Genomic DNA, 15,677 nt, shown 5'->3' with positions numbered 1-15,677 from the left:
GGGAAACTTCGATGAGCACGGCCACGCCGATCAGGGCAGGCCTGGTGGTGGCGGCGATCGCCACCGGCACCGTCCTCAACCCGCTGGACGCCACCATGGTGGCCGTGGCGCTGGCCAGGGTGCAGGCTCACTTCGGTGTCTCGGTGACCGCGGTCTCCTGGTTGGTCAGCGGGTTCTTCGTGGCGGGCACCATCGGCCAGGCGCTGATGGGCAGGCTGGTGGACCGGCTCGGAGCGCGCCGCGTGTTCCGCTGGGGTCTGCTGGTGGTGGCGATCAGCTGCGCACTGGCCCCGCTGTGCCCCTCACTGGGCTGGCTGGTCGGGCTGCGCGTGGTGCAGGCACTGGGCACCTCGGTGGCCTTCCCCGCCGGGCTGGTGATCATCCGACGGCACCTCACCCTGCCGGACGGCACCCCGCCCGCCCGCGCGATCGGCGCGGTCACCACCACGAACACGCTCTCCGCGGCGGTCGGCCCGTTCGCGGGCGGGCTGCTGGTGAGCTGGGCGGGCTGGCAGGCCACCTTCCTGGCCAACGTGCCGGTGGCGCTGCTGGCCGTGCTGCTGGCCGGGAAGTGGCTGCCCGCCGACGAACCGCGCCCCGCGGGGCGCCGCGCACTGTCCGGTTTGGACATACCGGGCGCGCTGCTCTACAGCCTGACGCTGATCTCCGTGCTGGTGTTCCTGTTGCAGCCGGGCAGTACGGCCTCCTGGATCGCGCTGGCCGCCACCGTGCCCTGCACGGTGCTGTTCCTCCAGCGCGAGCGGCGGACCGAGGAGCCGTTCCTGGACGTGCGGCTGATGGCCCGCCGCCCGGAACTGCTGGGCGTGTTCGCGCAGTACGGGCTGGCCAACCTCGCCTACTACGGACTGCTCTACGCGGTTCCCCTGTGGCTGCAAGGGGTTCGCGGCACCGATCCGACCACCGCGGGGCTGATCCTGGTGCCGATCGCGGTGTGCAGCGCGGCGGTGACCCCGTTCGCGGCGCGGTGGATCCAGGGCGGCGGCCCCGCTCCCGTGCTGCTGACCGCCTCGCTGGTGCTGGCCATCGGCGGGGCGCTGATGCTCACAGTGGACAGTGCCACCCCGCTGGTGCTCGTGGCGGCGATCGGCGCGCTGGTCGGAATGGTCAACAACCCCAACACGCTCGGCCTGCAGGCGGTGCTCTACGCGGGCACGCCCACCGAGCAGACCGGCACGGTCAGCGGGGTGTTCCAGAGCTTCCGCTACGTGGGCTCGATCCTGTCCACCGCGGTGCTCGGGCTCGCCTTCGGCGGGCACGCCGATGACCACAGCCTGCACCTGACGGCGTGGCTGCTGCTGGCCACCGGCGTGCTGATCACCGCGATGAACCTGGTGACCAGGCGGGTCAGCCCAGGGCGCGCTTGAGGAAGTCCACCTGTAGCAGCAACAGGTTCTCGGCGACCTGCTCCTGCGGGGTCATGTGCGTGACGCCGGACAGCGGCAGCACGGTGTGCGGGCGGCCCGCGGCCAGCAGCGCGCTGCTCAGCCGGAGTGTGTGCGCAGCGACCACGTTGTCGTCGGCCAGCCCGTGGATGATCATCAGCTCGCTGCGCAGCTTGGCGGCGTCGGAGATCAGCGAGTTGGCGTCGTACACCTCGGGCCGCTCCTGCGGGTGGCCCAGGTAGCGCTCCGTGTAGTGCGTGTCGTACAGCCGCCAGTCGGTGACCGGGGCACCGGCGATGCCCGCGCGGAACACGTCGGGGCGGCGCAGCACGGCCAGCGCCGACAGGTAGCCGCCGTAGGACCAGCCGCGGATGCCGACCCGGTCCAGGTCCAGGAACGGGTGCTCGGCCGCCACCGCGTGCAGGGCGTCGACCTGGTCGTCCAGCGTGGCGCCCGCGAAGTCGAGGTGGATCGCGCGGTCCCAGTCCGGGCCCCGGCCCGGCGTGCCGCGCCCGTCCACGACCAGCACCGCGAAGCCCTGGTCGGCCAGCCACTGTGAGGCCACGTAGGCGTTGCGCGCCGACATGACCCGCTGCGCGTGCGGCCCGCCGTACGGGTCGAGCAGCACCGGCAGCTTGCCGGTGGTGTGCCCGGTCGGCAGCAGCAGGGCGCAGCGCAGGCCGCGCTCCCCCGCGGTCAGCAGCCGCACGTTGGGCGTGATCGACGGGGTCTCGGCCAGCGAGTCGATCCCGGCCACACGCTCCCCGCCGCGCAGCACGGACACGCGCGAACCGAAGTGGTCCATGCCGGTCTCCACGTGCACGGTGACGTCCCCTCCGCGGGCCAGCGAGTGCACGCCGGGGGCCTCGGTGAGCCGCCGCACGCCCTGCGCGCCGACCGAGTAGACGTGCACCTGCGTGGGGTCGGACTCCGAGGCGCGGATCAGCACGTCCTGCGCGCCGATCGCGGACACCGAGCGGACCTGCAACTCGGGGCCGGTGACCTCCTCGTCACCGATCACCAGCCGGTACGCCCCCTCGCGCGCGGTGATCCGCAGCAGCTTGCCGTCCCGGGTCCACGCGGGCACCCCGGGCAGGATCTCCACCCAGCGCTCGTCGGTCTCCTCGTGCAGCACGGTGGTCTTGCCGCTGGCGGTGTTCACCGCCAGCACGAGCATGCTGCGCTGGTCCCGGCTCTGCACGGCCAGCAGCGGCGCGCCGCCGGTGGACCAGTGCACGCTCGCCAGGTACGGGTGGGCGTCCCGGTCCCACTCCACGTCCACCCGGCTGCCGTCCAGCCCGAGCACCGACACGCCGACCTCGGCGTTGGGCGTGCCCGCCGCCGGGTAGCCCACCTCGGCGGGCACCGTGCCGGGGTTGGCCGGGTCGGCGATGTACCAGCGCTGCACGGGCGAGTTGTCCACGCGGGCGGCCAGCAGGTGCATGCCGTCGGGTGACCACCAGTAGCCCCGCGAGCGGCTCATCTCCTCCGCGGCGATGAACTCCGCGAGCCCCCAGGTGATCTGCTCACCCTCCGGGCTGGCCAGCGCGCGGTCCTCACCGCCTGCCAGGCCGACCACCCGCAGTTCGCCGTTGGCCACGTAGGCGATGTGCCGCCCCGTCGGGTCCGGCCGGGGGTCGATCACCGGGGTGGCGGTGGCCAGCTCGCGGTTCTCCCCGGTGAGCAGGTCCAGTGCGTGCAGCCGCCCGGACAGGGCGAACGCCGCCACCCGGACCTCGCCGTCGGTGGCGTAGCCGACCACGCCCGCGGCCTGCTCCCGGCTGCGCTCGCGGCGGGCCCGCTCCTGCGCGGACAGCTCCTCGGCCCCGGCAAGGGGGTCGAACAGCTGGCGGTGCTCCCCGCTGGCCACGTCCACCGACCACACGCCGGTGCGCCGGTCGGTGCCGGAGGCCGACCTCAGGTACACCACGCGCGAGCCGTCCGGGGCCACGGTGAACGCCTTGGGCACACCGAGGGTGTAGCGCTGCGTGCGGGCGTGCTGACGAGGAAACGACAGTTCGGCGGTCACGCCGAGCACCCTAATACCCGCACGGGAGTGCGCTACACTGACCAGAAAACTAATCTGGTCAGTTAGTCAGGAGTGGGCGGTGGACAAGCCGGGGCGCATCCTCGACGCGGCGGAGCGGCTGCTGGTCGACCACGGCTACCGCAGGGTCACCGTGGACGAGGTGGCGAAGCGGGCCGGAGTGGGCAAGGGCACCGTGTACCTGTACTGGCCCAGCAAACTGGAGCTGTTCGGCGCGGTGATCTCCCGCCGCACGGCCGAACTGGTCCGCGAGCAGCTCGCGGCGCTGCGGGCCGATCCCGCCGAGGTGCTGCTGCACAGGGCCTTCAGCTGGACCTTCCGCCAGGTGCTGCGCGAGCCGCTGACCAGGGCGCTGTACACCGGGAACCAGGACGTGCTCGGTGAGCTGATGACGGTGCAGGGCGGGCGGTTCGCCGGGGGCAAGGCGGCCACGACCGCGCGGTACCTGGAGGTGCTGCACGCGCACGGCCTGCTCGCCGGGGACCCGGCGGCCGATCCGCTGCTGTCCTACCGGCTCTCCGCGACGATCAGCGGGTTCTTCCTGCTGGAGACGGTTCCCGGCGCGGCCGAGCACGAGGTGGCGGACAAGGCGCAGGCGCTGGCGACCACGCTGCGGCTGGCCTTCGAACCCGCAGGAAGGCCCGCGCCGCAGGCGGTCCGCGCGGCGGCCACGGAGCTGGCGGGCCGGTACGAGCAGTGGGCCGAGGAGCTGACGAAGGAGGCGACCCCGTGAAGGTGCGACTGGCCGGTTCCATGGAGACGGCGCTGATCACCCTGTACGGCAAGGCCTTGGACGCGGGCATGACGCCCTCGCTGTTGCACGACACGATGGCGGCACAGGCCGTCGAGAGGATCGACTACGACTTCGGCCGGATCGGCATGACGCCCCGGCTGGCCCCCAACGTGGCGGCCCGTTCCCTGCACTTCGACGGCTGGGCAAGGGAATTCCTCGCCCGGCACGAGCAGGCCACCGTCGTGCACCTGGGCGCGGGGCTGGACACGCGCGTGTGGCGGGTCGACCCCGGTCCCGGCGTGCGCTGGTACGACGTGGACTACCCGGAGGTCGTGGCCGTGCGGCGGCAGTTGTACCCGGAACGGGAGAACTACCAGCTGATCGGCTGCTCGGCGACCGCACCGGAGTGGCTGGCGCAGGTGCCCGCCGACCGGCCGACGCTGGTGCTGGGTGAGGGCCTGCTGATGTACCTGGAACCCGCGCAGGGCCACGAACTGCTGCGCCGGATCACCGACCGGTTCCCCAGCGGGGTGTTCGCCGGGGACACGCACAACCGGCTGGCCGTCCGCATGGTGAACCGGAACCTGGCCCGTACCTTCGGCGCCCCGCTGCTGCGCTGGGCCATCGAGGACCCGCACGAGTTGGAACGCGCCAACCCCGCGCTGCGGCTGACCGACGCGGTGAGCGCGCTGAGCAGCCCGTCGTTGCCCAGGGCCACAAGGATCCTCGCCACGCTGACCAGGCCGGTCCGCGCGGTGCGCGACCTGGGCATGTACCTGCGGCTGGAGTTCGGCCCTCAGGGCTGAGCCCCGGCGAGCTGCACCGCGAGGCCGCCCAGTTCGAGGCGGACCAGGTGCAGCACCCCGCCGACCATCGCGCACACAGCGGGATCGGCTCAATCGTGCGGGTCGGTGATGGTCACCTCGAACCCGCCATGCACGGTCAACGGGGTGGTCAGCGCCCAGTTGCCCTCATCGGCAAGCTGCTGCAACGCCTCGGTGCGACCGGTGGCCGAGGGCCAGTCGTTCTCCCGGCCCGGCGTGCAGGGGTGGCGCATGTGCTCGGCGCGGATCTGGTTGAACCGGCTCAGCCAGCTGGCCTCGTCCACCCCGCTGGCCGGGTCCCCGCCCAGTGCGGAGCTGGTCTCGCCGATGATCTTGGGCAGGCCGTCGCAGTCGGTCGGGCCGGGGCCCATCATCAGTGCGGTGTCGAAGAAGTTCGCCAGCCCGAGGTTGGTGCGCAACCCGTGCTGTGCGACCAGGTCGCGGGCCGGGTTGAGGTACAGCTCGTGGCCGGTGGCCAGTTGCAGCTCGGTGAAGGTGCTGTCCTGCGCGGCCTGCTTCCAGTCGGACTCGAAGCTCCCGCCCAGCGCGCTGGTGTCGTCGCTGCCGGAACCGGCCAGTTGCCGCAGGGTGTCGGTGTACTTGGCCAGCACGTTGTCCGGGGCGGCCTGGTTGTAGCGCTCGACGAGCTTGAGCAGGTCCCCGGTCTGGGTGCAGAACCCGATCCAGCCCGCGGTGTAGCCGCAGCCGTCGTTGAGGTTCTCGATGTAGCCGTACTGCGGGGAGTTGGCGCCGTTCTCGAACACGGCGGTGATGTCGTCCAGGGTCGCGACCAGCGGGTCGGCGGCCAGGGCCGGGGCGGCGGTGGTCAGGCAGAGCAGGGCGGACAGGCAGGCGGGGACGAGTGCGCGGCGCACGGTGACCTCCGGGGGTCGGTGGCGTGGCGGCGCCTTTCATTAGGAAAGTTTCCTATTTATTAGCGCACACCATAAACGCCCGCGGCGCACCGGTCAACGGTGCGCCGCGGGCGTTTTCCGAGCGGAGGTCAGGTGTTCTGCGGGAAGCCCAGGTTGATGCCGCCGTGTGAGGGGTCCAGCCAGCGGCTGGTGACGACCTTGGTCCTGGTGAAGAAGTGCACCCCCTCCGGGCCGTAGGCGTGCGAGTCCCCGAACAGCGAGTCCTTCCAGCCGCCGAAGGAGTAGTAGGACACCGGCACCGGGATCGGCACGTTGACCCCGACCATGCCCACCTCGATCTCGTTCTGGTACCGGCGGGCCGCTCCCCCGTCGTTGGTGAAGATCGCGGTGCCGTTGCCGTACCGGTTGGCGTTGACCAGTTCCACGGCCGCGTCGTAACTGGGGCAGCGCAGCACCGACAGCACAGGACCGAAGATCTCGTCGGTGTAGACCGACATCTCGGGCCGCACGCGGTCGAACAGCGTGGGGCCGAGCCAGAAGCCCTGCTCCCCGCCGTTGATCGGGTGCGCCCGCCCGTCCACGACCAGCTCCGCGCCCTCGGCCACGCCACTGTCCAGATAGGACGCGACCTTGTCCCGGTGCACCGCGGTCACCAGCGGGCCCATCTCGCTGTCGGCCTGCCGCCCGTCGCCCACCTTGAGCCCCGGCATGCGCTGCGCGATCTTGGCCACCAGCTCGTTGCCGACCGGGTCCACCGCGACCACCACGGAGACCGCCATGCAGCGCTCCCCGGCCGAGCCGAAGCCCGCGGACACCGCCGCGTCGGCGGCCAGGTCCAGGTCGGCGTCGGGCAGCACCACCATGTGGTTCTTGGCCCCGCCCAACGCCTGCACCCGCTTGCCCGATGCGGTGCCGCGCCCGTAGACGTACTTGGCGATGGGCGTGGACCCGACGAAGGAGATCGCCTTGACCTCGGGGTGCTCCAGCAACCGGTCCACGGCCACCTTGTCCCCGTGCACCACGTTGAGCACGCCCTCGGGCAGCCCGGCCTCGGCCCACAGCTCGGCGATGAAGTTCGCCGCCGACGGGTCCTTCTCGCTGGGCTTGAGCACCACGGCGTTGCCGCAGGCGATGGCGTTGGGCACGAACCACAGCGGCACCATCGCCGGGAAGTTGAACGGGGAGATCACCCCGACCACGCCGAGGGACTGCTGGATGGAGTAGACGTCCACCCGCGTGGAGGCGTTCTCGCTGAAGCCGCCCTTGAGCAGTTGCGGTATGCCGCAGGCGAACTCCACGGCCTCCAGCGCGCGCTGCACCTCGCCCGCGGCGTCGGAGAGCACCTTGCCGTGCTCGGCGGTGACGATGGCCGCCAGCTCGGACTTGCGCGAGTTGAGCAGTTCCCGGAAGGAGAACAGCACGTTGGCGCGGGCCGTCAGCGAAGCGCCACGCCAGCTCCGCCACGCGGCACGGGCCGTCTCCACAGCAAGGTCCACTTCGGACTCCGCAGCGAAGTCCACATAGGACGCCACGGAACCCGTTGCGGGGTCGAACACCTCGCCGTGCCGCTGGGCGGTGCCGCTCCACGGCTTGCCGCCGATCCAGTGCGTGATCCGGGAGGTCTCAGTCATCGGGCCAGCTCCGCGCTCGTCGCGGCGATTGAGTCGGCCAGGATGCCCAGCGCCTCCTCGGCCTCCGCCTCGGTCAGGGTCATCGGCGGGGCAAGGCGCAGCACGTTGCCGCCCTGCCCGCCCTTGCCGATCAGCAGCCCGCGCTCGCGGGTGTGCTCCATCATCCGTGCCGCCGCCCGCGAACTCGGCTCGTCCGTACCGGGCTCGACCAGCTCCACGCCGATCATCAGCCCCTTGCCGCGCACGTCCCCGATCACCGGCTCCTCCTCGGCGATGCGGCGCAGCCCGTCCATGAGCTGGTTGCCCACCTTGAACGCGTTGGCCTGCAGGTCGTGGTCGAGCAGGTAGTCCAGGGTGGCGTTGGCCGCCGCGGTGGACACCGGGTTGCCGCCGAAGGTGGAGATGGAGTTGGCGGTCAGGCAGTCCATCAGGTCCCCTCGGGCGACCAGGCCGCCGATGGCCAGCCCGTTGCCCAGTCCCTTGGCGAAGGTCATCATGTCCGGCACCACCCCGTGCGCCTGGATGCCCCAGAAGTGCTCCCCGGTACGGCCCCAGCCGGTCTGCACCTCGTCGGAGATCAGCAGGATGCCGAACTCGTCGAGCACCTCCTTGAACGCGCCGAGCAGGCCGTCCGGCGGGGTGGTGAAGCCGCCGACGCCCTGGATCGGCTCGGCGATCAGGCAGGCCACGTCCCCGGAGGTGGCGGTGGCCAGCACCTCGCGCAGGTCCGCGACGCAGGCCCTGATGTACTCGGCGTCGCTGAAGTCCTTGAACGGCCCGCGGTTGCGGTTGCCGCCGTGCACGTAGCTGACGTTGACCGGGCTGAGCGAGGAGGCCGACCAGCCCCGGTTGCCGGTGATGGCGATCGTGCCGAAACCCCTGCCGTGGTAGGAGTTGCGCAGCGCGAGCACCTGGTTGCTGCGGCGGTGCTGGGTGGCCAGCATCAGCGCCGTCTCGTTGGCCTCGGTCCCGGAGTTGGTGAAGAACACCTTGGCGTCCGGGATGCCCGACAGGCGCGCGATCTTCTCCGCCAGCTCCACCTGCTGGCGGATCAGGTACAGGGTGGAGGTGTGCACGACCCCGCTGTCGAGCTGGGCGCGGACCGCCTCGCGGATCTCGGCGATGTCGTAGCCGATCGCGTTGGTCAGGATGCCCGCGAACAGGTCCAGGTAGGTGCGGCCCTCGCCGTCGGTGACCCGGCGGCCCTCGCCGCGCACGATCTCGATCGGCTGCTCGTAGTAGAGGGCAAGCCAGCTCGGCAGCACGGCCCTGTGCCTGGCGAGCAGCTCCTCGTGCACCATGGGTCCTCCACAACTCGAAGTGGTCGGGCTACCCGCCGAGTGTGGCGTCACCGACCTGTGACCGCCATGGACAAGGTGTCGCCCATTGCGGGCAATACCATGACACTGTGTCCACCCTGGCCCGCAGCTCCGCGTTCCCCACCGTCGCCGACGTGCTCACCATGCCGGTGATCCGGCGGGGACGGCCGAGGCTGGCGGCGGGCTCGGCGGGGCTGGAGCACAAGGTGCGCTGGGTGCACGTGGCCGAGGTCGCCGACATCGGGCACCTGTTGCGCGGCGGCGAACTGGTGCTGACCACCGGCATCGCCCTGCCCGCCGAGGACAGCGCGCTGGTGGCCTACGTGGACGAGCTGGTCGGCGCGGGCGCGAGCGGGCTGGTCATCGAACTGGTCCGCCGCTGGCCGGACGCGCTGCCGCAGGCCCTGGTCGGGGCCGCCGAGCGACACGGCCTGCCGGTGATCACCCTGGCCGAGGAGACCCGGTTCGTGGCCGTCACGGAGGCGGTCGTCGCACTGATCGTGGACGCCCAGGTCGCCGAGCTGCGCGCGGCCGAGCAGGTGCACGAGACCTTCACCGCGCTGACCGTGTCCGGGGCGGAGCCCTCGCAGGTGCTGCGCGAGGTGGCCGCCATGTCGGGGCTGCCGGTGGTGCTGGAGACCCTGTCGCACGAGGTGCTGGCCTACGACGCGGCCGGAGGCGACCCGAGTGAGCTGCTCGCCGGGTGGGCGCAGCGCTCGCGGTCGGTCAACCTGGTGGAGCGGACCTCGTACCACCCCGAGCCCGGCTGGCTGGTGACCGTGGTGGGCGCCCGGGGCAACGACTGGGGCCGCCTGGTGCTGGTGACCCCCGACACACCCCCGCACCGGCACGTGGTCGTGGCCGAGCGCGCCGCCTCCGCGCTGGCGGTCAACCGGCTGGTGGCCCGGGACCGGGAGAGCCTGGAACGGCACACGCACCGCACCCTGCTGACCGAGTTGCTGGCGACCGGCGCACCGCCGGTGGACCTGGCCGCACGGGCCACCGCGCTGGGCGTGCCGCTGGAGGGCAGGCAGTTGGTCGGCGTGGCCGTGCGACCGCAGGACGTGGTCTGCGCGCCGACCATGGCTACCCAGGAGGTGCTGCGCGACCTGGCCGAGGCCATGGCGCTGGCGGCCCGCCGGGCCCGGGTGCCCGCGCTGGTCGGCGGGGTGGACGACACCAGTGTGAGAGCACTGCTCTCGGTTCCGGCCCAGTCGGCGGTGGACCTGGTGCTGGACCGGCTCGCCGCGCAGATCAGCAACGGGGACGCCACGCTGGTGGTCATCGGGGTGGGCACGACGGTCCGCTCCGTGGCCGACGCGCGCCGGAGCCTGGTCGAGGCCGCGCACGTGGCCGGGGCCGCGCTGCGTTCCCCGGGCACGAGCAGTTACCACCGGCTCGCCGACGTGCGGTTACGCGGGCTGCTGCACCTGCTCCGCGAGGACGAACGGCTGTCGGCCTTCGCCGAGCGCGAGCTGGGGCCGCTGCTGGCCCGTGACGCCGCGACCGGCAGCAGGCTGGTCGACGTGCTGCGGGTGTACTGCGAACACGGTGGCAACAAGTCGGCCGCGGCCGCGGCGGCACACCTGTCGCGCACGGCCTACTACCAGCAGTTGGCGCGGATCGAGTCCGTGCTGGGTGTGTCGCTGGAGGACCCCGAGTCCATGCTGTCGCTCTACGTGGCGCTGCTGGCCACCGACCTGCACTGACCAACCCCCGCGTGTCGGCGCTACCGGCACCGCGTGTCGGCGCTCCAAGGACCGCGTGTCGGCGCTTCCGGTACGCCGTGTCGGCGCTTCCGGTGCAGGTTCCCACTGGCTGGGAAATCTCCCACGAAGCGCAGAAACACCGTGCGCGAAGCGCCGACACGCGCCTCCGGAACGTCCGACACGCGCTGTTGTGGCGGGCGAGTCCCGCTCTCGAACACGCGAGTCCCGCTCTCCCGGCCGCGAGTCCCGCTCTGGAGCACGCGAGTCCCGCCCAGGTGCGGGCGAGTCCCGCTCAGATGATCCCGGCGCGCAGGGCGTGTGCCACGGCGTGCACCCGGTTGTGCGCGCCCAGCCGCTTGGCCGCGGCGAACAACGTGTTCTTCACGGTCCGCTCCGAGCAGCCCAGCTGGCTGGCGATCTCCCCGGTGTCCCGGCCCTCGGAGAGCAGCCGCAGCACGGCGATCTCGCGTTCGCCCAGGCTGGCGGCGTTGAGCACGTCGGGCGGCAGCACCTCGCGGTGCAGGGTCTCGACCTCGGCGCGCAGGTCACCGGGCAGCGCCTCGCGCCCGGCGGCGAGCACGGTCTCGTGCAGCCGGGGGCTGAGCACCGCGGACATGGGCAGCACCGCGACGACCCCGCAGGCGGCCAGCGCGGAGGCGGTCACCTCGGCGGCCCGGTTGGTGACGAGCACGGTGGGCACCGAGCCCTCGGCGGCGAGCCCGCGCAGGAGCTCCAGCGTGGGCACGGCCACCCGTTCCACGGCGAACACCGCGACCTGCACGGCGGAACGGGGCCGTCCGGCGACCACCACCACGCCCTGGCTGGACCGCAGGTAGCCGACCAGCCCGGTGTGCATCACGGGGTCGGTTGCATGTGCCGCAACGCGAAGTCTGTCCACCGGCACAGCCTGCGTGGCGCGACTACACAAGTTGTCCACGTTCTCTGGATCGATGCCGGGCGCCCGCTGCCGACCGCCCGGCCCGACCTCAGACCTGCCCCGGCAGCCGCTCGGCGATGTCCTTGATCGTCCACGGCCCGTCGGTCTCGATGGTGCGGGCGCCCTGCCACCCGCTCAGCTCGGAGATCGCACCGCCCTGCACGGCGAACACCTTGCCGGTGACCGGGCAGTCCTCAGTGGCCAGGTACGCCACGACGGGCGCGATGTTCACAGGGCTGAACAGATCGAACTCGCCCTCGGGCACCTCCATGGCGAACATCGCGCCCATGCCGGGGGTGGCCAGGGTGAGCCGGGTCCTGGCCACCGGGGCGATCGCGTTGGCGCGGACCCCGTAGCGGCCCAACTCCTCCGCGGCCACCAGCGTCATCGCGGCGATGCCCGCCTTGGCCGCGCCGTAGTTGGCCTGACCGGCGTTGGCGATCAGCACCCCCGAGGCCGAGGACGTGTTGATCACCGAGGCGCGCACCTGCTCACCCGCCTTGTGCCGGGACTTCCAGTGCTCCGCCGCGTGCCGCAGCACGGCGAAGTGCCCCTTGAGGTGCACGGCGATCACGTCGTCCCACTGCTGCTCGTCCATGCCCGCGAGGAAGGCGTCGCGCAGGATGCCCGCGTTGTTGACCACCACGTCCAGTCGGCCGAACTCCTCGACGGCCTGGGCCACCAGCTCCGCGGCCCCCGCCCAGGTCGCGATGTTCGCGGTGTTGGCCACCGCCTGCCCGCCCTCGGCGATGATCTCCTCGACCACCTCGTGCGCCGGACCGGCGTCGGTTCCCGAGCCGTCGTTGCCGCCGCCGAGGTCGTTGACCACGACCTTGGCCCCCTCGCGGGCGAACAGCAGGGCGTGCTCGCGGCCGATGCCCCGGCCCGCACCCGTGATCACCGCGACGCGGTCCTGGAGTACTCCCATGTCTTGACCCTCCACTCAGGACAGTTCGGCCAGGCCGTCGCGGATCACCAGCGCGTCCCCGGCCCAGGTCTGGTAGGCGAATCGGCCACCGCCGGTGGACCACAGGCGGGTCGTGATGTCCTGGCCGGGGAACACCGGCTTGGCGAAGCGCACGGCGAGCCTGCGCAGCCGCTCGACCTGACCGTCGGCCAGCTCGGTCAGCACCGCCCAGGAGGTGAACGCCATCGTGCACAGGCCGTGCGCGATGATGCCGGGCAGCCCGGCCAGCCGGGCCGCGTCCTCGTCGAGGTGGATCGGCATCGGGTCGCCGGAAGCCGGGCTGTACCGGAAGGTCTGGTCGGAGTCCACGTGCTGCACCACCTCCGCCACCGGCTCCAGTTCCAGCAACGTCTGATCGAACTCGTGCGGTTCCCCTTGTACGCCAAGGCTCTCGCCGATCTCGTGACGGCGGAAGAAGAAGGTCACCCACTGCTCGTTGACCAGCTCACCCGCCGCACCCCTGGTCTCGGCGTACACCGTTGCCGTGCTGCCGCTGGAGTTGTCGTGGTAGCCGACGGCCTTGGCGCGGCAGGACAGGGTCTGCCCCGGCAGGATCGGCCGGTGGAAGCGGAAGTCCTGCTCCCCGTGCAGCACCCGGCCCAGCAGCTCCGGCGGCATGATCTCCAGCGCGGCGGGCAGCAGGGAGTCGAAGGTCGGCACGCAGGCGAACACCGGTGGCGCGATCTCCCCCGCGCGGTGCGCCCTGATCGGGTCGTTGGTGGCCTCGGCGTACGCGGCGACCCGCTCCGCCCGCACCTCGAAGGTCGAGGTCTCACACCACTTGTCCAGGCCCTCGGGGTTGAACTCCATCAGCCCAACAGCCCGGCGAAGGTGTCCAGGGACTGCTCCAACTCCTTGCGCGCGGTCTTGGCGATCGCGGTGCCGATGGCGCCGACGACCATCTGCCCGCTGAAGTCGGCGTCGATGCTCGCGGCGGAGCCGGATCCGTTCTCCTGCACCGAGAGCGTGAAGGCGATCTTCACCCCGGCCATGCCGGTGCCGGACATGCGCACGGTGGAGGGCGCCTCGTAGGAGTCGAAGTTCCACTCGATCTTGTTGGCCATGCCCATGATCGCGATGATCTCGGTGACCTTCGCACCCTGGGAGAGCTCCGCGGGCAGCTCACTGCGCCAGCCCTGGTGCAGGCTCAGCCACTCCTCGTAACGGGAGAGATCGGTGAGCAGCGCCCAGGCCTGCTCCTTGCTAACGGGCAGTTCCTTGCTCACGGTGACGTTGGGCATCGCTGGCTCCTCAGCGGTTGGCGGGGCGGTAGGCGGTGACCACGACGGCGCCGCCGAGGCCGATGTTGTGCTGGAGGGCGACCTGTGCGCCCGCGACCTGGCGCCGGTCGGCGGTGCCGCGCAGCTGCCAGGTGAGCTCGCTGCACTGGGCAAGGCCGGTGGCGCCCAGCGGGTGGCCCTTGGAGATCAGGCCGCCGCTGGGGTTGACCACCCAGCGCCCGCCGTAGGTGGTGTCCCCGGCGTCGACCAGCTTGCCGCCCTCGCCCTCACCGCACAGGCCCAGGGCCTCGTAGGTGAGCAGTTCGTTGGTGGAGAAGCAGTCGTGCAGCTCGATGACGTCCACATCGGACGGTTTGAACCCGGCCTGCTCGTACACCTCGCGGGCGGCCCGTTCGGTCATGCGCGCGCCGACCAGGCTGATCGCGCTGTTGTCGGCGAAGGTACTGGGCAGGTCGGTGACCATGGACTGGCCGACGATCTCCACGGCCTGCGCGGACAGGTCGTGCCGCTCCACGAACTCCTCGCTGGCGATCACGACCGCGGCCGAGCCGTCCGAGGTGGGCGAGCACTGCAACTTGGTCAGCGGCTCGTACACCATGTTGGCGGCCAGCACCTCCTCCAGCGTGTACTCCACCTGGAACTGGGCGTAGGGGTTGTGCACCGAGTGCCGGTGGTTCTTCACGCCGATCTTCGCGAACTGCTCGGGCGTGGTGCCGTAGCGCCGCATGTGCTCGCGCCCGGCGGCGCCGAACATCCACGGGGCGGCGGGCATGGCGAACTCGGCCAACTCGGCGAGCGCGGCGATGTGCCGCATCAGCGGCTGTTCGCGGTCGTCGAAGGTGGTGCCCAGCGAACCGCGCTGCATCTTCTCGAAACCCAGTGCCAGCGCGCAGTCCACGGTGCCGCTGCGCACCGCCTGCGCGGCCAGGAACAGCGCGGTGGAACCGGTGGAGCAGTTGTTGTTGACGTTGACCACGGGGATGCCGGTGATGCCCAGCTCGTAGACCGCGCGCTGGCCCGCGGTGGACTCGCCGTACACGTAGCCGACGTACGCCTGGCGGACCAGTTCGTAGCCGATGCCCGCGTCCTGCAATGCCTTGGTACCCGCCTCGCGGGCCATGTCCGGGTAGTCCCAGTCCCTCGAACCGGGTTTCTCGAACTTGGTCATGCCCACGCCGACGACGAAGGTCCGGGTGCTCATGGCGAGCAGCCTAGGCAAGAAACATACATGCACGCCAGAATGTATTTGGGTGACCCAGCTCACCCGGCACCACGCGTGCGAGACTGCGCACCGTGACCACGACCCGCTCGCAGCGCCGGACCCAGGCGGAACGACGCGCGGCCACCCGGCAGGCGCTGCTGGAGGCCACGATCGACTGCCTGTGCGAGCACGGCTACCCCAACCTCACCGGGGCGCAGATCTCCGCGCGGGCCGGGGTGACCCGCGGCGCGCAGGCGTACTACTTCACCACCAAGGTCGAACTCGTGATCGCGGCGCTGGAGTACGCCATGGAGCGGATGATCACCAGTTTCCGCACCGACCCGCCCCGACTGGAGACCGAGTCGGCCACGGCGATGGCGCTGGTGGACCGGGTCTGGGCGCTGCACGAGAGCCCCGCGTTCACCGCGGCGGCCGAGGTGGCCTTCGCCGCGCGCACCGACGAGGAGCTGCGCGAGAAGGTGGGCACACTCAACCGGCGGCTGGTCAGCGCGCTGACCGAGCTCGTGCAGCAGCAACTGCCCGGACTGAGCGAGCACGGCGAGGCGTACGCGGTGATGCTGACCGCGCTGGCCGCGGTGCGCGGGGTGCTGGTGATGGGCGTGGTCTCCGACGCGCAGACCATCGAGAGCCTGTGGCTCACCGTGCGTGGTCAGCTGGAGAAGCTCATCAGCACCATGTGATTCAGCTCACCGGCATTACAAGCTGGCAGGCATGAATGTTTTTGCCCTACCCTGGCCCCCTTCCCGAATACTGGGCGGTGACGACGGCG

14 protein-coding genes are annotated in these 15,677 nt (G+C 71.5%); 5 read left to right on the top strand and 9 right to left on the bottom strand.

Annotation, left to right across the window (positions count from 1 at the left end; all coding sequences use genetic code 11):
- Window positions 1-11: 11 nt before the first annotated feature.
- A complete protein-coding gene (locus KALB_RS10695; protein WP_025355716.1) occupies window positions 12-1,385 on the top strand; it encodes an MFS transporter in 1,374 nt (457 codons plus the stop codon).
- Here KALB_RS10695 and KALB_RS10690 read toward each other — a convergent pair.
- Window positions 1,366-3,432: a S9 family peptidase gene (locus KALB_RS10690; RefSeq protein ID WP_025355715.1), complete on the bottom strand. Its 2,067-nt coding sequence runs from the start codon at window positions 3,430-3,432 to the stop codon at window positions 1,366-1,368. The two genes, KALB_RS10695 and KALB_RS10690, sit on opposite strands and share 20 nt — an antisense overlap.
- A gap of 79 nt (window positions 3,433-3,511) precedes the next feature.
- Here KALB_RS10690 and KALB_RS10685 point away from each other — a divergent pair, with 79 nt between their 5' ends.
- On the top strand, window positions 3,512-4,183 hold the full coding sequence (locus KALB_RS10685) for a TetR/AcrR family transcriptional regulator (RefSeq protein WP_025355714.1): 672 nt from the start codon (window positions 3,512-3,514) through the stop codon (window positions 4,181-4,183).
- Window positions 4,180-4,989 carry a class I SAM-dependent methyltransferase gene (locus KALB_RS10680; protein WP_025355713.1) on the top strand — a complete coding sequence of 270 codons (810 nt, stop codon included), beginning with the start codon at window positions 4,180-4,182 and terminating at the stop codon, window positions 4,987-4,989. Before KALB_RS10685 ends, KALB_RS10680 begins: the two co-directional genes overlap by 4 nt.
- A gap of 89 nt (window positions 4,990-5,078) precedes the next feature.
- Here KALB_RS10680 and KALB_RS10675 read toward each other — a convergent pair whose 3' ends face one another.
- From KALB_RS10675 to KALB_RS10665, 3 genes are all read right to left on the bottom strand, one after another.
- Complete coding sequence (locus KALB_RS10675) at window positions 5,079-5,882, bottom strand: chitosanase (RefSeq protein WP_025355712.1); 804 nt, start codon at window positions 5,880-5,882, stop codon at window positions 5,079-5,081.
- Between the two features lie 128 nt (window positions 5,883-6,010).
- Window positions 6,011-7,513: a CoA-acylating methylmalonate-semialdehyde dehydrogenase gene (locus KALB_RS10670; protein ID WP_025355711.1), complete on the bottom strand. Its 1,503-nt coding sequence runs from the start codon at window positions 7,511-7,513 to the stop codon at window positions 6,011-6,013.
- Complete coding sequence (locus tag KALB_RS10665; RefSeq protein ID WP_025355710.1) at window positions 7,510-8,814, bottom strand: aspartate aminotransferase family protein; 1,305 nt, start codon at window positions 8,812-8,814, stop codon at window positions 7,510-7,512. Before KALB_RS10665 ends, KALB_RS10670 begins: the two co-directional genes overlap by 4 nt.
- A 161-nt stretch (window positions 8,815-8,975) precedes the next feature.
- Between KALB_RS10665 and KALB_RS10660 the strand changes: the two genes are divergently transcribed.
- The gene (locus KALB_RS10660) at window positions 8,976-10,541 is read left to right on the top strand and encodes a PucR family transcriptional regulator (protein ID WP_042221927.1); all 1,566 of its coding nucleotides are present in this window, start codon (window positions 8,976-8,978) and stop codon (window positions 10,539-10,541) included.
- A gap of 292 nt (window positions 10,542-10,833) precedes the next feature.
- Here the strand turns inward: KALB_RS10660 and KALB_RS48460 are convergent, their stop codons facing one another.
- The 5 genes from KALB_RS48460 to KALB_RS10635 form a co-directional block, all read right to left on the bottom strand.
- Window positions 10,834-11,439, bottom strand: a complete 606-nt coding sequence (locus tag KALB_RS48460; RefSeq protein WP_025355708.1) for a helix-turn-helix transcriptional regulator — start codon at window positions 11,437-11,439, stop codon at window positions 10,834-10,836.
- 88 nt (window positions 11,440-11,527) lie between these two features.
- Window positions 11,528-12,406: an SDR family oxidoreductase gene (locus tag KALB_RS10650; RefSeq protein ID WP_025355707.1), complete on the bottom strand. Its 879-nt coding sequence runs from the start codon at window positions 12,404-12,406 to the stop codon at window positions 11,528-11,530.
- A gap of 15 nt (window positions 12,407-12,421) precedes the next feature.
- Window positions 12,422-13,255 (bottom strand): MaoC/PaaZ C-terminal domain-containing protein, encoded by an 834-nt coding sequence (locus KALB_RS10645; protein ID WP_025355706.1) that lies wholly within the window; start codon window positions 13,253-13,255, stop codon window positions 12,422-12,424.
- The gene (locus KALB_RS10640) at window positions 13,255-13,686 is read right to left on the bottom strand and encodes a type II toxin-antitoxin system Rv0910 family toxin (RefSeq protein ID WP_025355705.1); all 432 of its coding nucleotides are present in this window, start codon (window positions 13,684-13,686) and stop codon (window positions 13,255-13,257) included. Before KALB_RS10640 ends, KALB_RS10645 begins: the two co-directional genes overlap by 1 nt.
- Window positions 13,687-13,696: 10 nt before the next feature.
- Window positions 13,697-14,887: a lipid-transfer protein gene (locus KALB_RS10635; RefSeq protein ID WP_025355704.1), complete on the bottom strand. Its 1,191-nt coding sequence runs from the start codon at window positions 14,885-14,887 to the stop codon at window positions 13,697-13,699.
- A 92-nt stretch (window positions 14,888-14,979) separates the two neighbouring features.
- Between KALB_RS10635 and KALB_RS10630 the strand changes: the two genes are divergently transcribed.
- On the top strand, window positions 14,980-15,588 hold the full coding sequence (locus KALB_RS10630) for a TetR/AcrR family transcriptional regulator (RefSeq protein ID WP_025355703.1): 609 nt from the start codon (window positions 14,980-14,982) through the stop codon (window positions 15,586-15,588).
- Window positions 15,589-15,677 lie beyond the last annotated feature (89 nt).

It is taken from the genome of Kutzneria viridogrisea DSM 43870 (assembly GCF_000525635.1).
GTDB lineage: Bacteria > Actinomycetota > Actinomycetes > Mycobacteriales > Pseudonocardiaceae > Kutzneria > Kutzneria viridogrisea.
Note: the sequence above shows the minus strand (reverse complement) of the source record. Positions and strands in the feature narration are given on the sequence as shown.

Excerpts from the sequence above, each read along its gene's own strand:
- KALB_RS10640 (WP_025355705.1), bottom strand. The coding sequence starts at position 13,686 with ATGCCCAACGTCACCGTGAGCAAGGAACTGCCCGTTAGCAAGGAGCAG.
- KALB_RS10650 (WP_025355707.1), bottom strand. The coding sequence starts at position 12,406 with ATGGGAGTACTCCAGGACCGCGTCGCGGTGATCACGGGTGCGGGCCGG.
- KALB_RS10670 (WP_025355711.1), bottom strand. The coding sequence starts at position 7,513 with ATGACTGAGACCTCCCGGATCACGCACTGGATCGGCGGCAAGCCGTGG.
- KALB_RS10665 (WP_025355710.1), bottom strand. The coding sequence starts at position 8,814 with ATGGTGCACGAGGAGCTGCTCGCCAGGCACAGGGCCGTGCTGCCGAGC.
- KALB_RS10660 (WP_042221927.1), top strand. The coding sequence starts at position 8,976 with ATGCCGGTGATCCGGCGGGGACGGCCGAGGCTGGCGGCGGGCTCGGCG.
- KALB_RS10635 (WP_025355704.1), bottom strand. The coding sequence starts at position 14,887 with ATGAGCACCCGGACCTTCGTCGTCGGCGTGGGCATGACCAAGTTCGAG.
- KALB_RS10645 (WP_025355706.1), bottom strand. The coding sequence starts at position 13,255 with ATGGAGTTCAACCCCGAGGGCCTGGACAAGTGGTGTGAGACCTCGACC.
- KALB_RS10695 (WP_025355716.1), top strand. The coding sequence starts at position 12 with ATGAGCACGGCCACGCCGATCAGGGCAGGCCTGGTGGTGGCGGCGATC.